An 18488-nucleotide genomic window follows, 5' to 3' on the forward strand; every position below is an offset into this window, starting at 1 on the left:
AATTAATGAAAATTTTCTCTGCAAAAGGATTGGTAAATTTTATAAAAGAGCAAGCTTAGTTCGACAAGCTCACTAAATTAGATTATCAAATGGTTTTTGCGCCCTAGGTGCATAATGTTATAGCCCCGTACGAGTGTAACGAAGTGCGGGGGTGCAAGCTTAAAATTATTTACCGCTGACAGATAATTTAGCATCAAACGAAATACGTCCTTCAGCGGAATTTAGCATTTATCCTGTAGTGAATTATTACAAAATTCTCTGTTTCATTTCGCCGAGAAGAAAAATTATCTTTCAACAGAATATAATCATCGGCGACAAAGACGATATATCCATTAACCCAGCATTGCGCTACGCTTATACCGGCTTACAAATATTTAGCTCCTACGGAGCTATTAATCTAATTTATTTATGGACGACTAAACCCCTGCTAAGCTTAATCTTCCGCCGGTGGGCGGACAGGTCTGATTAAGCTTGATTTGATTTCGGTCTCCTGACCGTTTTGTTAATTATGTTTGTTAAAGACAAATTTAAATTTACGACTTAATCTAAAGATTAAGCCGAGCGGTGGGCAAGCTTAGTAATAGAAAAAATGAGGGTTTCGCTCTAAGCAAAACCCTCATTAAAACAACTTAAGCTTCAAACTTTTTAGTAATCAGAAAGTAGCGTTTCCAAGTTTTTAAAGCGGTTTTTATAATCCTCCATAGAACATTTTATTATTTCGCGAGCTTCTTCCGCACCATAAGTATCCGTAATTTCTACTTCGGCTTTACCTGCTTTACCGGGTAAATCTTTATATGTTAGGAAATAATGTTTTAAACGCTCAATAGTCAAATCAGGCGCATCGCTTATATCTTTAAAACCACCATAAACAACATCGCCGGCTAAAACGGCAATAATTTTATCATCAGCTTCATCGCCATCAAGCATGCGAAAACCACCAATAGGAATGGCACGAACCAAAATATCGCCATGTGTAATTTCTTTTTCTGTTAAAACACAAATATCAATAGGGTCTTTATCTCCGATTATTTCTTCGCGTCCGGTTTTATTACGACAATATTCTGCAACTTTTTCTGCTGAATATGATTGTGGAATAAATCCATAAAGAGCCGGAACGGTATTTGAATATTTCTGAGGTCTATCCAAACGCAAATAACCGGATTCTTTATCTACTTCGTATTTTACGGTATCTGTAGGTACCATTTCTATATAGCAAGTTATTAAATTTGGTGCTTCTATTCCAATATTTACACCATGCCAAGGATGCGATTTATAGCGTAGTCCCATCAGCTTGCCAATAGGATCCATTAATGAGTTACTCATAATTTTGCGGTTTAAATTTATGTGACAATTTTGCTAAATCACTTTAAGTTCTTTTCCAACTTTAACAAAAGCCTCAACAGCCTTATCTAAATGCTCAATTTCATGACCAGCAGACAATTGAACTCTAATACGCGCTTGACCTTTAGGAACAACAGGGAAATAAAAGCCAATAACATAAACGCCTTCATCCAATAATTTTGCGGCAAAATCTTGCGATAGTTTTGCATCGTATAACATTACAGCACAAATAGCTGACTTTGTCGGCTTAATATCAAAACCTGCTGCCAACATCTTCTCCATAAAATAATCGGTATTGCTATGCAATTTATCTTGAAGCTCGTTAGTTTCGTTCATCATATCGAACATTTTAATACCAGCGCTAACTACCATTGGAGGTAAAGAGTTTGAAAACAGATAGGGGCGAGAACGCTGCCTCAACATATCAATAATTTCCTTTTTACCTGTTGTAAAACCACCAACAGCACCACCAAAAGCTTTTCCTAAAGTTCCTGTAATAATTTCAACCTGACCTCTAACATTAAATAGTTCTGTAACTCCACGTCCGGTTTCACCAACCACGCCGGCAGAATGACATTCGTCAATCATAACCATAGCATCGTATTTATTTGCCAACTCAACGATTTTATCCATAGGAGCAACATTACCGTCCATAGAGAAAACGCCATCGGTAACAATTAAGCGAAAACGATGTTTTTGTGCTTCGATTAATTGTTTTTCCAAATCTTCCATATTAGCATTTTCAAAACGATAGCGAGCGGCTTTACACAAACGAACGCCATCGATGATAGAAGCGTGATTTAAAGAATCGGAGATAATAGCATCTTCAACAGTTAACAATGGCTCGAAAACGCCACCGTTGGCATCAAAAGCAGCAGCATAAAGAATAGTATCTTCTGTGCCAAAAAAGTCGGCAATTTTTTGCTCTAACTCCTTATGTATATCTTGAGTTCCACAAATAAAACGTACGGAAGACATTCCGTATCCGCGATAATCCAAAGCCTCTTTAGCTGCTTGTACTAACTTAGGATTATTAGAAAGACCAAGGTAGTTATTTGCACAAAAATTAAGCACTTCTTGTCCTGTGGAAACACTTATTGCCGCTCCTTGCGGACTTGTAATAATACGTTCGTCTTTAAATAGACCGGCATCTTTAATTTGGCTAAGTTCTTCTTTTAAAAAGTCTTGAAATTTAGTATACATATGCTTGTTTTTTATCTAATTTGTTATGCAAAAGTAAATATAAAAATCGTATAAAAGATTAAGGTTTAAAGTTCAAAGTTTGGAGATTTAGTATTGTTAAATCCCACATTCTTATCCTAAAGAAACTAAATCCCCGTTGTATTTAAATTACCCAAGCTAATTGTAATCAGTCGTTTTATATCTGCTTCAATACTTGATGAAATATTTAAGCTTACTTGCAAATGCAGATTATAAATATTTAATTGCATTTCTTTGGCTTGTATTTGACCAACTTTTAAAATATCGGCATTAATAATTCCTTTATATCTTGAATATTCATTATCAATTATTTCGTTTATGCCCGACTCTAAATATTTATGATCGTAGTTTTGAAAATGGAAAATATTAGATACATCCTGAATAGTATAAACCTGAAGATTTTCTATACCATCAATATTTGTTAAAAACCAATTGTAAGTATTTTCATCGAGCAAACATCTGTTTAAACTGTCTTTATCTAAAATGCGTGAATTATTAATGATGGCACTACCATAAAAATTATCATCAAAGCTAAATAACGCATCGTAAGTTATGGCATATCTAAGACTAATAGCACCTATAATATTCCTTAGTTTTGGAAATAAATGATAAGAATTGTAAGCACGCACTACAATCTCAAAATTAATAGCAAAAAGAACGGAATGCAGCGGTGTATCAAGGATAAGAAAACCACCATCGCCTGTGCTAATAAAAGAATTCTCTATTTTTTTCTTATCGTAATGCTGAAAAATGAACTCATTGGATTGTAAACACAGATGGATAGTTTTATCAAAGAAAATTTTAAATATACTCGGAATTAGTGTTTGTTCTAAATGCCTAAACATCCCATAACGATAAATATCAATACCTAAAACCGATTGTCTAGACAGTTTTGTAGGGTTTATATAGTTTTCTAAAGTTTTGTATAAACGTCCTGAATCAGGTATAATATTGGTTTTTTGATAAACAGACTCTTGGTCTTCTTCTTTAAGGATTTCAAGAATTTTATCGAATTCTATTTTTTTAATTGTACGTTTTTTTGATTCCATAGTTAATTATTTTAAAACTATTCTTCCCAAACGTTCGGAGATAAGTTTTTGAATATTTTGCTTTTTCAAAATAAGCATAATTATTCTTTCTTTATCGATATCGGCAGCTTCTTTTAATTCCGTTTGGAGTTCATAAATTTCCTGTTCGAGCTTACGTTGCTTAAATGATAAAACTGAGTTGTTTACAGCTTCTAAAAGTAACTCTTCTTCCGTAACCGTGTGGATTTTCTTTTTCTTCATCCAATTTTCTGAAAGATTATATGGTGTACTTAAAAGATTTGCTGCTATCTGTACCAAAGAATCGTTTGAATGATTTATGAAAGTCTGCTCCGTTGGCAATTTATCATTTTCTAAGCCCCTTCTGTAGGTTTCGTAAACTTCCTGATAATCAGCATGTAAAAACCCTAAGCCATCATCTTCAAGTTGCTCTACAATAAAGCTCGCTACATTTACATCAATAACAGATTCCTCTGCATCTTCATTTTCTTTAAATTTATATTTAAAAGATTTATTTCCGTATTGTAATAGTAGACGAATAAGATTTTCTTCCTGATAAGCCAAAGGCGATTTTGTTTCTTTTTTAGCTTGAGTTTGCTGAGGTGTTGAGGTTTTTGAATATTTATCAACTTCGGCATTAAAACTTTGAGATTTTCTTCCTTTTCTAAGCCGTTTATTTAAGTCGTTAACTAAAGTTTGTTCCGGTATATCTAATAAAAGGGAGCATTCCTTAACATAAACCGAACGCATAATCTCATCGGGAATGATGGCAATAGACTGCACAATTTCTTTAATGAGACCACCACGTTTTATGGGATCGTTGGCAGCTTCTTCGCTTAATAGTTTTGTTTTAAACTTGATGAAATCGTCAGCTTTAGCATCTAAAAATTCTTCTACTTCATGAGCAGCATGAGAACGCGCGTAGCTGTCGGGATCTTCACCTTCGGGAAAGAGTACAACTTTAACATTCATTCCTTGCTCTAAAATCATATCAATGCCACGAAAGGATGCTTTTATTCCTGCCGTATCACCATCATATAAAATGGTAATATTTGAAGTAAAACGTTTAATTAGCTTGATTTGATCGGTAGTTAATGAAGTTCCTGAACTGGCAACAACATTTTCTATACCGCTTTGATGAAGTGATATAACGTCTGTATAACCTTCAACCAAAAAGCAATTATCGAGTTTTAATATTGATTGCTTTGCAAAATAAATTCCATACAGAACTTTACTCTTATTATAGATATCAGATTCTGGCGAATTCAGATATTTAGCACTGCTTTTTTCGGTTTTTAAAATTCTACCGCCAAAACCTATAACTCTTCCCGACATATTATGAATAGGGAACATCACCCGAGCTTTAAACCTATCGAATTGTTTATTGTTTTCTTTAACGATGGTTAAACCTGTTTTTTCGAGCGATTGTAAGGGATAGGAATTGGTTTGGGCATAATCAGTAAAAGCAGTCCACTCATCAGGACTATAACCCAATTCAAACTTTTTAATTAAAGCATCACTTAATCCACGCTCTCTTAAATAAGACAAGCCAATGGCTTTTCCTTTTGGGTCTTCCCAAAGTATTTTAACAAAATAATCTTTAGCAAATTCAGAGACGTGCAAAAGACTATCACGCTCAGTAGTCGCCTGAATCTGCTCGGCAGTTTGTTCTTTTTCCTCTATGTGAATGTGGTATTTCTTTGCCAGATATTTTAGTGCTTCGGGATAGCTGTAATGTTCGTGTTCCATTAAAAATTTAACAGAATTTCCGGCAGCTCCACAACCAAAACATTTATAGATTCCTTTAGCCGGAGAAACTGTAAAAGAAGGTGTTTTTTCGTTATGAAAAGGGCAATTACCTAAGAGGTTAACTCCACGTCTTTTTAATGGAACAAACTCACCTATAACCTCTTCTATTAAGGCTGTTTCTAATATTTGTTGTATAGTTTCTTGAGGTATCAAATTTGAGTATATTTTATACAAAAATACTATTTATAGCTTTATAGAGGAATGAAATATGGAAAAGCTTTAAAAGTTCAAAAAACTTTAACTTTTTTAGCGATGGTTGGGAAAGCAGCAGCGGCTATAAATGCCTACGAGGGTTTAGGATATCACCGAGGGTTTCGCTTAAAGCGAAACCCTCGGTATAAAAGGTAGCCGCTGAAAACGAAGGAAAATCGGAGTGCGACTTTGAGTCGCGCCCCGAATTAAACACGAGTGGGAGATTAAGATTTAGGGCTTAATAAAAATCTGATTCTTGATGATCAGGAGACCATAAAATACCTAAAGCTTAATCTGGAGATTAAGCTTAGCCTTAGGTTTGGGGCTTAATAAAAATTAGTAATTTCACCCTCATAATTATGAGTAAAAAAGCACTAAAAAAATACGTTAAAGAATTATCTAAAGAGCAGCTTGAGGATCAAATATTAGAGTTGTATACACGCTTAAAAGAAGTAAAAGATTTTTACAACTTTGTTTTTAATCCTGATGAAAACAAGCGTGTAGAAGAATGTAAATTTAAGATACAGAAAGAGTATTTTCCGCTTACAAGAAGAAAACCCAAGAAAAGAAGATCGGTAGCTCAAAAATGTATTAAATCATTTATAAAATTAGGGATGGAACCTTTGTTTATTGCCGATATAATGTTGTTTAATATAGAAACAGCTGTTCGGTATTGTGGGGAACATCCAATCAGACAAGAAGCTTTTTATATTAGTATTCATCGTTCTTATACGGAAGCTCAAAACTATATTTCAGAAAGGGGATTAATCCCCGATTTTTACAAACGATTAGAAAATATATCGACTAATATTTACGAACAAGATTGGTTTAATAAAGAAGCTTTTAACTGATAAGGTAAAGAAATTTTATTTTTAAAACGGAAAACTTAGTTGTACTCCCGTTTGTATATCGGGAGCATTATTTACTTTAATATCTTCGCTAAAATAAACAGAAACGGTATACTTAGAAGTGGCATAATTAAAAACAATATTCCAAACAGTTAAACTATCGTATAGATGAGAAATGGCGTAATGCCAATGCGATGAAATTCGTTCGCCCATCAAAATAATTCCTTCAACATCTTTTAAACTTTGATACGAACTTTGGTGATGATAATTGAGAGCTATTTCCCATAAGTTATTTTTCTTTGTTCGTGCTTGATAACTCAGTTGCCAATCGGCAGTAAAAATAAAAGTAGTATTATTAATATTTACTTCTTCGCGCCATTTTAAGCAAGAAGGAATTGTAATACTACTTCCGCTTGCCAACTGAAGTATTTTATTATTTTTAAGTTTAAGTTGCTTTATAAAAGCGATAGAAATTCCTATGTCGGAAGATGAATTATAAGAATTTGTATTTATACCTAAATGTGTTCCTAAATTAATATAAAAGTCTTGTGCTGCTAAAAATTCTGATGGAATAAAATATGTATAATGCATTTCTAAACCGGATAATACAAAATCATTAGCATGTTTTTCTATCGTTCTTCCTTCTTCATCAATATACCTAATCTCAGCCTTATCTAAACCATAATATTTACGCGCAAACGGATCTTCGCCTCCGGCGATATTGCTATGAAAAAACTCTAAAACTTCATCGCTGCTAAACACAGAAAAAGGAAACTTTCCTTTGGTAATTAAATAAGAACGAAGGTCGAAACGGAATTCTTGTTGTTTGCCTAATGGTAGATAATAGCTTAAGTGTAAGCCTTTTATAACCGCATCGGCTTGAAGGCTAATTTTGTCAGCAGGAATTGAATTATAATCTATGGCGTATTCTCTATCGTACCAAATTATAGAATTAAGAAAGGCTCTGTCGCTTTCCTCTAAAGGTTTATAAGCGGTGACTAAAGGCTCCCAAACATTAGCACTCGAAAGCTGAATACTTAGTCGTTTTTTCTTAACGGGACGTATTCGGAAATCGCTTTCTAAACGCATCAAATACATACCCAAGGGATGATTTCCTAAAAGTTTTGGAGGAATTATTTGAACGGAATCCTGAATAAAATAAGACTGTTTTTCTTTTTGTGCATAAACCCATGATGTTGGCAAGAGAATTATAAAAAACCAAAGTAATACTATTAGTTTTTTCACTTTTAAACAGCTCATCATTTATTTTTATTCGCTAACAAATTCCCTTAACGCATACTTTTTATTCCTTTTTCTACTTCATCAGAAACACGACTGAAAACCTCATCAAAACTCCCTACACCATTAATTTTAGTAAGACCATGAAGTTGATTGTATTTTTCGATAACAGGAATTGTTTTTGTTTCGTGTTCTTGCAATCTTTTAACAATTTTTGCCGTTTCGGTATCGTATGGCATACAATTATCGGTTTTACTACGAGCATCAAGACGACGTATTAATTCTAATGTTGGCACTTCAATATCTATAACCATAGAAACCGAAGAATTATGTTTTTTAAGTAAACCGTCTAATATATACGACTGAACCAAAGTACGAGGAAAGCCTTTAAAAATAAAACCTTTTACTCTTTTAGATTCTTCTAATTTTTTTTCGATAATCTGAACAACAAGATGATCCGGAACGAGCTGTCCACTCTCATAAATACTTTTTATTTGTTTGCCGATAAGCGTTCCGTTTTTTATTTCTTGATCAAGCATAGAACCGGTAGCAACAAATTCTAAGTCGTATTTTTTTGCCAATGCTTTTCCTTGCGACCCCCTTCCTGATCCGGGATAACCAAATAAAACCACATTAAACAAACTTTTATGAAGTTCCTTTTGCACAATTTCATCAATATCCCTACTCACTTTTTCAATAGTTTGCAAGCCGTTAACAGGAAAATAAATTCCGCGTTCTTTATAAAACTGAAGTACGGGTTTTGTCTTATTGTCGTATTCTATTAATCGCTTACGGATTACAATTTCGTTATCATCTTTACGTTTGGAGCTTTCGGCTCGAATCAATAATCTTTTTACCGATTCTTCTTTGCTAACATCTAAACTAATTAAACAATTTAGTGTTGTATTAAGCTTTATCATTAAGCCTTCGAGAATATACGCCTGAATATATGTCCTTGGAAACCCATCAAATAAGAAACCTTTAGAATCGGGGTTTTCCTTAATCGTTTTTTCTATAATTTGAACTATAATTTCGTCGGGAGCTAAACCACCGTTTTCTATAATGTTCTTAGCCTGAAGACCCAATTCGGTTTTTTGCTTGATTTCTTTTCTTAAAATATCACCAGTTGAGATATAATAAAGTTTATATTTCTTAATTAAAAATTCCGATTGCGTTCCTTTTCCCGCACCCGGAGGACCAAATAGAGCTATATTCAACATATATTTTATTTTAAAACACTTTATTCAAAGATAGTTAAATTCATAAATAACGTACTGCATTTATGGCTTGGCTCTAAATCAAAAAAAACCATATCTCAACTAAGACCGCGTTTCCCTCGACGAAGTCGCGATAGCTACGAGACGAAAGAGAGATTTTTTTATTTGAGATATCTCTCCGTCTACCGACGGATTGATATGAAAGATTTATTCCGAGACGATCTCGGCATCTTTCAACTTCTTCCCCTTTTTCTCTTTCTGTCTTCCCTAAAAGTATACCTCAGAATGAATTTGATCAACTGGAATTCCTTTTTCCTGTAGTATATCGTAAGCATCGTGAATCATATCTACATTTCCACAGAGATAACAAAGTGTTCCGGATTTGGGATTTAGTGTTTTCAAATAAGTCGTTAAACGACCATAGAAATCCCCTTTTTTATCTTTGCTTACTGCCGAGAAATAATGCCCGTTTGAGTAGGCCTCTTTTTCGTAAGTTTCCGAAGACAAACGTACACCATGTATAAGCTTATAATTCAATTTGGGATAAGATTTAACAAAACTATGAAACGGCGAAATTCCTGTTCCTGTTGCAAGAAAAAGAAAGGCTTTATTTTCAATATCCTTCTCTTTCAAAGTGAAAAAACCATATGGACCCTCCACATTAAGCATTTGTCCAATTTTTGTCTTTTTTAAAATAATTGATACATCACCTTCTTGCACTTCTTTTATCAAAACTTCTAAAAAAGGATCATTTGTTCCGCTATAAATGGAATATTCTCGCATATTTATGTCATCAGGCAAACCTAAACTTAAATATTGTCCCGAACGAAACTCAAAATTATTTTTATCCATTCGGATAATATAAACCGAGTCGGTCAGGTTTCTTATACTTTGAATTTTATGTAACATACTTATTTATATTAATTCTAAATAACCCGTAAAGGAAATACAAATTATTGACCCGAGCAATGTTTAAGGGTCTGAAATGCCGGAAAATTTACATTATTGGTATTTTAACGCTTATAACTTACTGATTTTGACACGCTTACAAAACACATCTTTTCTCTTTTACTTTCTCAAAATAAAGATGTATTAATATTCCGAGTATAGAAAATCGCTTAAATCTAAAATTTAGCCCTTGTTTGGACTTAAAATGTAGATTAATGAGGAGGTATTCAACTTTTTTGATGAACTTTTGCTATTTGAAAGCAAAGCAATAAAGAATGCTCTAATTGCGCCCCATTTTTTTCCTATATATTTTTCAGAAAGTAAAGACACGTAAAAAGCATCTAATTTCATTGGGTAGATTCTTTTTATTTCAAAATTATGCTTTTCTGCAAGACGCTGAACGTCTTTTTTAGTAAAATGATAAAGATGTCGAGGCACATCATAGGCCGCCCAGTATTTAACATAATAATTTGCATCAAAGGATTCAGGATTAGGTAAAGCCAGTATTAACAATCCGTCCGGCTTTATTAATCGACTTAATTCTATCATACGATTATTCAAATCATGAACATGCTCTAAAACATGCCACATTGTTATTAAATCGAAAGAATTATTTTTTAATTCGCTTAATTTTTGTTCGGAATCGACTTGTAAGTTAAAATTTGCGCGTGCAAATTTTGCAGCATCCTCATTCGGTTCTATCCCTTGAGTTTTCCATTGCTTATTTTGCAGATAATTTAAGAAGTGACCTGTACCGCTGCCGATATCGAGTACATTTCCAACTACCGCATGTTTTTTTATAATTTTGTATTTAGATTCCAAATTTATTTTACGAGCAATTTGATATAAACCCGCAAACATACCTTTGCTTTTGTTGGAGTGTGAAATATAATTTTCTGATTTGTAATATGTGCTTACGGCTTTTTTTGAAGGTCGTGGACTGGTAAATTGAAAACCACAAGTTTCACATTTCTGAATTATAAAAGATTCTTGACTAAGAAAATAATCTTTTACTTTAAGATGCTCTTTAATCTTTTCGCTTTTACAAATAGGACAAATGCTTATGTTTTCCATTTTATGTTCCACGTGAAACCTTTAATTTTATCGTCCTAAAAATACCAATAAAACGGAAATATCGGAAGGTGAAACGCCGCTGATTCTTGATGCTTGTCCAATAGTTCTTGGCTTAATTGCGCTTAATTTTTCTCGGGCCTCATAAGAAATTGATTGTAGTTTTTGATAATCGAAATCGGCATGTAATTCAATCTCCTCATACTTCTGAAGTTTAGCCGCAATCTCTTTTTCCTTTTTTATATAGCCTGAATACTTGATTTGAATTTCGGCTTCTTCTAAAATTTCCGTATCGAATTCCGGATGTGATTCCACAAAAGTTTTAAGTACGGCTATATTTTCTATTAAACCCTGAAGATGTAATTGTGGACGTAATAATAATTGTTCAATCCTTGTTTTCTGAGCAATAGGTTGAGTTCCTGATTCAATACAATATTCTTTAACTTCTTCCGGCAAAGCCGATGTTTTTTGACAAAATTTAGTAATTAAAGTAACGGCTTCAGCTTTAATATTAACTCGCTTAAACCTTTCTTCAGATGCCAAACCAATAGAATAAGCCTTTCTTGTTAAACGAAGATCTGCATTATCTTGTCTAAGTAAAATTCTGTATTCAGCACGAGAAGTAAACATACGATACGGCTCATCAACGCCTTTGGTAATAAGATCATCAATTAAAACTCCAATATAGGCTTCTGAACGGCCCAATATAAACGGCTTTCTGTTTTGGATTTTTAGAGCAGCATTTATTCCTGCCATTATACCTTGAGCTGCCGCTTCTTCATAACCGGTTGTTCCATTAATTTGTCCTGCAAAATACAAACCGGAAATTAATTTTGTTTCTAAGGTAAAATCAAGTTGTTCAGGTGGAAAATAATCATATTCTATTGCATAACCGGGTCTAAATATCTTTGCATTTTCAAATCCGGGAATTTGTCTTAATGCATCAAATTGTACAGTATCTGGCAAGCTGGAAGAAAACCCATTTAAATAATATTCTATGGTTGACCAACCTTCAGGCTCTACAAATAATTGATGACTATCTTTATCTGAAAACCTTTCGATTTTATCCTCAATAGATGGACAATAACGAGGTCCAACACCTCCAATTCTACCGGTAAACATAGGAGATAAATCAAAACCGGATTTCAGGGTTTCATGTACTGTTTCGCTTGTGTAAGCAAGATAACAACTTCTTTGTTTTTCGAGTTTGGGTGTTTGTAAATAACTGAATTTCCCCGCTTTCTCGTCACCGGGCTGTTCAATGAGCTTAGAAAAATTTATAGTTCTTCCATCAATCCGTACGGGTGTACCCGTCTTCATGCGATCGGCTCTAAAACCAAGTTTAATTAAATCTTCCGTAATTCCAACAGACGCAGCTTCTCCCATACGACCACCATGTAATACCGTTTCACCAATAAACATTTTACCATTAAGAAAAGTGCCTGCGGTAAGAATTACAGATTTTGCAAAAATTGTTTGCCCCATTCGTGTTCTTAGTCCGATTATAGTTTTATTCTCAACAATCAAACCTATAACAGTATCTTGCCAAAAATCTAAATTTTCGGTTTTCTCTAACATTTCTCGCCACACTTCAGAAAATTTCATCCTATCGCTTTGAGCGCGTGGACTCCACATTGCAGGTCCTTTTGAGCGATTGAGCATGCGAAATTGTATCATACTTCTATCAGTAACAATGGCTGAATAACCCCCAAGTGCATCAATTTCCCTTACTATCTGCCCCTTAGCGATACCACCCATAGCAGGATTACAAGACATTTGTGCTATCTTGTTCATATCCATAGTTATAAGCAGTGTTTTTGAACCAAGATTTGCAGCAGCAGCAGCAGCCTCAGAGCCGGCATGCCCCGCACCAACAACTATGACATCATATTTTTCAAACATTTTTCATTGTTTCACGTGAAACGTTTATTATAAATAACTGAATATGAGAGATGTATAAAATCTTACGAAAAACTATTCAGAATCAGGCTGCAAAGATAGATAATAATCTTCTTTGGAAGTCATGAGATTTTTATCCTTAGGGTTTTTATCTTCATAACCTAATAGATGCAAAACTCCATGTATAATAATACGCCGTATTTCGTGAGAAACTTTTACATTAAATTTAGTAGCATTCTCACGAACTCTATCCAAACTAATATAAATTTCTCCTTCAATAGTTGTATTATTTCCGTAATCAAAAGTAATTACATCGGTATAAGTATCGTGATTTAAGAAATTAACGTTAATGTTGTGTAAACATTTATCATCACAGAAAATAAAACCCAACTCACCAACAAAGTAACCTTCGGTTTTAGCTGCAAAAATTATCCAGGAACGTAAGGAGTTTAACTCATCAATATCGAGAGTTTGAGTATTGTCGTTAAAAAAAATACGGGAATCCACTTTTAAGCTTTAACTCTGTGTTTATGTTCTTGGAAAAAGGATTTCAAGGCAGAAACTCTTTTTACCGCTAACTCTTTATTAATACTGGAAACTTTAAAATAAAGTGAGATTCTATTTCCTTCGTCATTAATCTTTAAATCGTCACTTAGCTGCGCCATTAAAAACAAACCTTTACCAACTTCCTGATTATCATCTACTTTAGGGTTAGTTGGATCTGGAATATCAGTAAGATTAAAACCTTTTCCCTCATCTTTAACAGAAAAAATTAACTCTCCTTTAGTACTGACAAAAGAAATTTCAACTTTTTTATTATCATCAAACTTATTACCATGTTCTATCGCATTCCGAACAGCCTCGTCTAAACTAATAAGAATAGTAGAATAATAGTTATTATTGATGTTAAATACATCAGAAATACTTTCGACGAATTCCTCAATTTTATAAAGCTCGGTAAGGCTTGAGTTGATCTGTATTTTTTTATGTTTAAACATGGTTTTTAAAACTTGTCAGTACTAATAATAAATCAAAGTGACTTTTAACTCTTATACATAAAATAGAAAAATAGGTTACCGTTTCTATAAAAAATTTATTACTTCTGCTCTTGCGTATTCTCTACTTTATCGTCATCCGTTTCTTCTGAATCAAAAAGAGGAAATACATCTAAAATAGGACTTAAAGCAACTGCGGTTATTTCAACAGGAACCAACATAGTTTCCATATTTTCAGAAATACGATCATAAGCATCTCTAACAGAATTGGCAGCAACTAACATTTGATTATTGACTTTAGTTTCTTTACTGCTATTTTCATCAAAAATACTCCATCCAACCTTAGCCTTATACCAATATTGCCCATCGTCATAATTAAAAATTTCGGTAAAATTTGTTCGTGAAATACCAACAACTTCCAAATCTCCACTCACGTATTGCTCCATAATCTCGAAGATACGTTTTTCCGCTTCAGTAAAATTTATTGCATCGACAAGATAATTTTCCGAGGCACGACTCATCTTACCATGATCGTCAATCTTTTGATATTTTACTTTACAACTAAACCAAGTTTGCATATTACAATTTTTAGTCTGCAAAAATATAAAAGTATTAAACAAAAAGATGGATTTGGCGCATTAAAACTTATTCTATTGAAAAAGCACGTATTTTTGTTTTTTTTAAATTACAATTATGCTAAAAAATAAATCATATTATCCGTTTTATTTTGTACTTATCTTTCTTTTGGGAATCCTTCTCGGACAGTCGATGATGAAAAAAAATAATTCATCATTTGCTGATGGCGATAATAAAATAAACAATATTATACACTACATAGAAAGCGATTATGTTGATAGCGTTAATATTCAAAAAATAGAAGAAACTTCTATTAGAGCGATGTTAGATAATCTCGATCCTCATTCTATTTACATAAGCGAAGAAGAGTTTAATGCTGCTAACGATCCGCTTTTGGGTAAATTTGATGGTATTGGAGTTCAGTTCAGAATGGTGCATGATACCGTTGTAATAATTCTACCTTTAGAAAACGGTCCGTCAAAAAAAGCCGGAATACGAGCTGGCGACAGAATAATAATAGCAAATAAAGATACTTTAGCCGGAAAAAATTATAATAGTTTAGATATACAAAAAATATTAAAAGGTGAGAGGGGTTCGTTAGTAAATCTCTGGATAAAAAGAAAAGGTGAAAAAAATTTAATACCTTTTTCTTTAGAAAGAGCCGCCATTCCAACATACAGTATCGACGCCAAATTTATGCTTAATAAAGAGGTTGGATATATTAAACTAAGTCGTTTTTCTGCAAGTACAATAGATGAGTTTGAGGAGGCAATGAAAATTCTAAACGATTCAGGAATGTCTAAATTAATCCTCGACCTACGCGGAAATGGAGGGGGTTACCTTGGTGCTGCCATTTATATTGCCGATCAATTTTTAGAAAAGGATCGACTAATTGTTTATACCGAAGGAAGGAATAGAAAAAAACAAATTTACAGAGCGTCTGACGATACTTCATTCAAAAATGGAGATTTAATAGTTTTAATAGACGGAAATTCCGCTTCTGCTTCGGAAATTGTTGCCGGAGCAATCCAAGATAACGACAGAGGAATAATAGTAGGAAGACGCTCCTTTGGTAAAGGACTTGTTCAGGAACAAACAAATTATAGGGACGGATCAGCCGTTCGTTTAACGGTAGCACATTATTTCACACCAAGTGGTAGAAGTATTCAGCGTCCTTATAAAAATGGCAAAGCAGACTATTATAACGATTATTATCATCGAATTATTTCCGAATCTTTACTGGCTCCCGACAGCTCTTTAATAAACGATTCTTTAAAATTTAAAACCCTTAAGGGAAAAACGGTTTATGGTGGAGGAGGTATTTGGCCGGATCATTTTATTGCTGCCGATACAAGTATAAACTTTTCTTTTTATAACCAATTATTAAGTCAGTCTATCATTTATCAATTCGCTTTTGATTATGTTGATAAAAACAGAAAAGAATTAGAACGTTTTAAAACCGTCGATGAGTTTATGTTGGGCTTTAATAAAGATGAAATATTGTTGAAACAGTTAATACAATTAACTGATGTACAAAAACTTAAACCGAAAACCAAAGATATAAAAAATTCAAAACCTTATATTTTAACTCTTTTAAAGGCAGAAATTTCACGAAATCTATTTGAAGATGGTTTCTATCCGGTATTTGCAAAAAATGATGAATTTATAAAAGAAGCTCTAATTTTATTTAAAAATAATCAATAAGAGACTTGTTGATATTTTGATATGCCGATATTATTTAGATAGTCTGCGATAATAATCGGATTTTTTCTTGTCTTGAAAACGAGCATAAATATTAGCCATCTTTTTGGCGTACTTTTTAGATGGATACATCTTATATAGTTTTTCGTAATACTTTAATGATTTTTTAAAATCGACAGTTACAATATCTAAAGCTTTAAGCATAATATTATATTGCTTAATGGTTTTGTTTTTTTCGTACACAGTCATTTCTTTTTGATAACGATTTTCCGCTTTCTGGAAATATTTATCAGCCATACGCTCTAAAGCCACCTCACTTTTAGCGTTCTTTTTTAAAATATCAATTGCTAATTTATCTGCCTCCTTATAATTTTCGAGCTTAGTTTGAGCTACTAAATATAATTCCATAGCTTTAATATTTGCTTTAGTTTCTGCGCTAAAATCAGCCCATTTTTGAACTGCTTTATCCCAATTTTCACTTTCAATATAGGTTTCAAAAAGTCGCATATTTAAATCGGTAAAGCGAGAATCATCAGAAAAATGTAGTGTAAAATATTCCAAAGCATCTATTTCTTTAGACAAATTATCTATACTTCTATAAATGCTAATCATATCCGCATACATATCGGCATCAGCATAATCTTTATAATAAGCTTGCTTAAAAAGACCTTCTGCAACTTTTAATTTATTTAATTCAAAAGCAGACTTTGCTGCTGTACTATATATTTCTCCACTAATTTCTTTATTTGAACTTTTACGTTGCTCAATAAAAGTATTATAAAGTGTAAAAGCTTTTTCAAAGTCACCATTAATATAGGCTTGTTTTGCTTTATCTGTTTGTTTATTTAAAGTTGAAGTACTTGAACATCCAACAATAAAAAGAGAAATTAAAAGGCTTAGACTGATAGTTATTTTTGACATATTCTATTTTTTTTTGAGCGGCGAATTTAAATAGAAAAAATGTTTTATTTTAAGAAAAAAATATTTTAAGCAAAGTATTTCAAAAAAAGTATAACTTTGTGAATTAACTATTTATCAATAAATTATTATGAATACAGGAACAGTAAAGTTTTTTAACACCACCAAAGGTTATGGTTTTATTAAAGACAATGAATCAGGTACAGAATATTTTGTTCACGTATCCGGTTTAATTGACGACATTAAAGAAGACGATGAAGTATCTTTTGAACTTCAAGAAGGAAAAAAAGGATTAAATGCAGTAAATGTTAAATTAGTATAATTAAACATTTATTAAATTCAAGATTTCAATCCCGACAGTTTACTAACTATCGGGATTTTTTATATCAATCCTAATTTCTTAGAAATATCTAACATACTAATAATTGGTTTTTTAGCTTTTTCTATTAGCTCTTTCGATAATTCAATATTCGGTGATTCGTTTTTCATAGCTAAATACAATTTTTCCATAGTATTTAGTTTCATATAAGGACAATCATTACAATTACATGTTTCGTCTGCAGGAACAACCAAAAATTTCTTTTGTGGCGAATTTTTCTGCATCTTATGTAAAATACCCGTTTCGCTAGCTATAATATATTTTTCAAAATTTGTATTTTCTGTATACTTAAGCATAGCTGTTGTTGATCCTATCATATCGGCTAATGCCAAAATAGGTCCATCACATTCGGGATGAGCTACAACTTTTGCTTCGGGATTAAGCTGTTTTAATTTTATAATTGTTTCTGTTTTAAGTTGATTATGTACTTCGCATACACCATCCCACAAAACCATATTTCGATTAGTAATTCTGTTTATATAAGCTCCTAAATTCTTATCCGGCGCAAATATTATTTTTTGATTTTTCGGAAAAGATTCTACAATTTGAACAGCATTTCCCGAAGTAACAATTACATCAGATAATGCTTTAATATCAGCGGTACAATTGATATAAGACAAAACAATATGGTCAGGGTATTTTGCTCGAAATTTTGCAAAATCAACAGCATTACAAGAAGCGGCAAGAGAACAACCAGCCTCTAAATCAGGCAATAATACCATTTTATTTGGATTAAGCATTTTTGCTGTTTCGGCCATAAAATGAACACCGGCAAAAACAATTATATCAGCTTTTGTTTGCACTGCAGCCTGAGCTAAACCTAAACTGTCTCCAATATAATCTGCTATATCTTGTATTTCAGGTATTTGATAATAATGCGCAAGAATTATAGCATTTTTCTCTTTTTTTAATCTTTTTATTTCCTGAACGTAATCAATCATTGCTTTGTATATTTGATGCAAACTTAAACAAAACTATTTGATGAATGTTGTTAATTTTATCATCTTTTGATTTTATGAACAGCATATAAATATGTTTAAATTTAAATAAAGAACTATTATTATTATTATAGGCTGTGAATAGCTGTA

The 18488-nt window shown here is 32.7% G+C and carries 17 protein-coding genes; 3 read left to right on the top strand and 14 right to left on the bottom strand.

What is annotated here, in order from left to right; genetic code table 11:
- Positions 1–645 precede the first annotated feature (645 nt).
- From J7K39_00735 to J7K39_00750, 4 genes are all read right to left on the bottom strand, one after another.
- Positions 646–1323: an inorganic pyrophosphatase gene (locus J7K39_00735; GenBank protein MCD6178407.1), complete on the bottom strand. Its 678-nt coding sequence runs from the start codon at positions 1321–1323 to the stop codon at positions 646–648.
- 33 nt (positions 1324–1356) lie between these two features.
- Positions 1357–2544, bottom strand: a complete 1188-nt coding sequence (kbl, locus tag J7K39_00740; protein MCD6178408.1) for a glycine C-acetyltransferase — start codon at positions 2542–2544, stop codon at positions 1357–1359.
- 125 nt (positions 2545–2669) lie between these two features.
- Positions 2670–3611 (bottom strand): hypothetical protein, encoded by a 942-nt coding sequence (locus J7K39_00745; GenBank protein ID MCD6178409.1) that lies wholly within the window; start codon positions 3609–3611, stop codon positions 2670–2672.
- A gap of 6 nt (positions 3612–3617) precedes the next feature.
- Entirely contained in the window at positions 3618–5570 is a 1953-nt protein-coding gene (locus J7K39_00750) for a DNA primase (GenBank protein ID MCD6178410.1), read from the bottom strand.
- A gap of 398 nt (positions 5571–5968) precedes the next feature.
- On the opposite strand from J7K39_00750, the gene J7K39_00755 reads away from it, so the two are divergent.
- The gene (locus J7K39_00755) at positions 5969–6460 is read left to right on the top strand and encodes a hypothetical protein (GenBank protein MCD6178411.1); all 492 of its coding nucleotides are present in this window, start codon (positions 5969–5971) and stop codon (positions 6458–6460) included.
- Between the two features lie 21 nt (positions 6461–6481).
- On the opposite strand, the gene J7K39_00760 is transcribed toward J7K39_00755, so the two are convergent.
- From J7K39_00760 to J7K39_00795, 8 genes are all read right to left on the bottom strand, one after another.
- On the bottom strand, positions 6482–7702 hold the full coding sequence (locus J7K39_00760) for a hypothetical protein (protein ID MCD6178412.1): 1221 nt from the start codon (positions 7700–7702) through the stop codon (positions 6482–6484).
- Between the two features lie 44 nt (positions 7703–7746).
- Complete coding sequence (locus J7K39_00765) at positions 7747–8916, bottom strand: adenylate kinase (protein ID MCD6178413.1); 1170 nt, start codon at positions 8914–8916, stop codon at positions 7747–7749.
- A 264-nt stretch (positions 8917–9180) separates the two neighbouring features.
- The gene (locus tag J7K39_00770) at positions 9181–9822 is read right to left on the bottom strand and encodes a hypothetical protein (GenBank protein ID MCD6178414.1); all 642 of its coding nucleotides are present in this window, start codon (positions 9820–9822) and stop codon (positions 9181–9183) included.
- 222 nt (positions 9823–10044) lie between these two features.
- On the bottom strand, positions 10045–10935 hold the full coding sequence (locus J7K39_00775; protein ID MCD6178415.1) for a class I SAM-dependent methyltransferase: 891 nt from the start codon (positions 10933–10935) through the stop codon (positions 10045–10047).
- A 27-nt stretch (positions 10936–10962) separates the two neighbouring features.
- Positions 10963–12834 carry a tRNA uridine-5-carboxymethylaminomethyl(34) synthesis enzyme MnmG gene (gene mnmG, locus J7K39_00780; protein MCD6178416.1) on the bottom strand — a complete coding sequence of 624 codons (1872 nt, stop codon included), beginning with the start codon at positions 12832–12834 and terminating at the stop codon, positions 10963–10965.
- Positions 12835–12906: 72 nt separating this feature from the next.
- On the bottom strand, positions 12907–13338 hold the full coding sequence (gene ybeY, locus J7K39_00785) for an rRNA maturation RNase YbeY (GenBank protein MCD6178417.1): 432 nt from the start codon (positions 13336–13338) through the stop codon (positions 12907–12909).
- Between the two features lie 2 nt (positions 13339–13340).
- Positions 13341–13829, bottom strand: coding sequence for an ATP-binding protein (locus J7K39_00790; protein ID MCD6178418.1), 489 nt, complete (start codon positions 13827–13829; stop codon positions 13341–13343).
- Positions 13830–13927: 98 nt separating this feature from the next.
- Positions 13928–14404, bottom strand: a complete 477-nt coding sequence (locus tag J7K39_00795) for a DUF4494 domain-containing protein (protein ID MCD6178419.1) — start codon at positions 14402–14404, stop codon at positions 13928–13930.
- Between the two features lie 115 nt (positions 14405–14519).
- On the opposite strand from J7K39_00795, the gene J7K39_00800 reads away from it, so the two are divergent.
- Positions 14520–16106, top strand: a complete 1587-nt coding sequence (locus tag J7K39_00800) for a S41 family peptidase (protein MCD6178420.1) — start codon at positions 14520–14522, stop codon at positions 16104–16106.
- Positions 16107–16136: 30 nt separating this feature from the next.
- Here J7K39_00800 and J7K39_00805 read toward each other — a convergent pair whose 3' ends face one another.
- Positions 16137–17024 (bottom strand): hypothetical protein, encoded by an 888-nt coding sequence (locus J7K39_00805; protein MCD6178421.1) that lies wholly within the window; start codon positions 17022–17024, stop codon positions 16137–16139.
- Between the two features lie 127 nt (positions 17025–17151).
- Between J7K39_00805 and J7K39_00810 the strand changes: the two genes are divergently transcribed.
- Positions 17152–17343, top strand: a complete 192-nt coding sequence (locus J7K39_00810) for a cold shock domain-containing protein (GenBank protein ID MCD6178422.1) — start codon at positions 17152–17154, stop codon at positions 17341–17343.
- 59 nt (positions 17344–17402) lie between these two features.
- Here the strand turns inward: J7K39_00810 and nadA are convergent, their stop codons facing one another.
- Entirely contained in the window at positions 17403–18341 is a 939-nt protein-coding gene (gene nadA, locus J7K39_00815) for a quinolinate synthase NadA (protein MCD6178423.1), read from the bottom strand.
- Positions 18342–18488: the final 147 nt, after the last annotated feature.

Source organism: Bacteroidales bacterium (assembly GCA_021157585.1).
In the GTDB taxonomy this organism is placed as follows: domain Bacteria; phylum Bacteroidota; class Bacteroidia; order Bacteroidales; family UBA12170; genus UBA12170.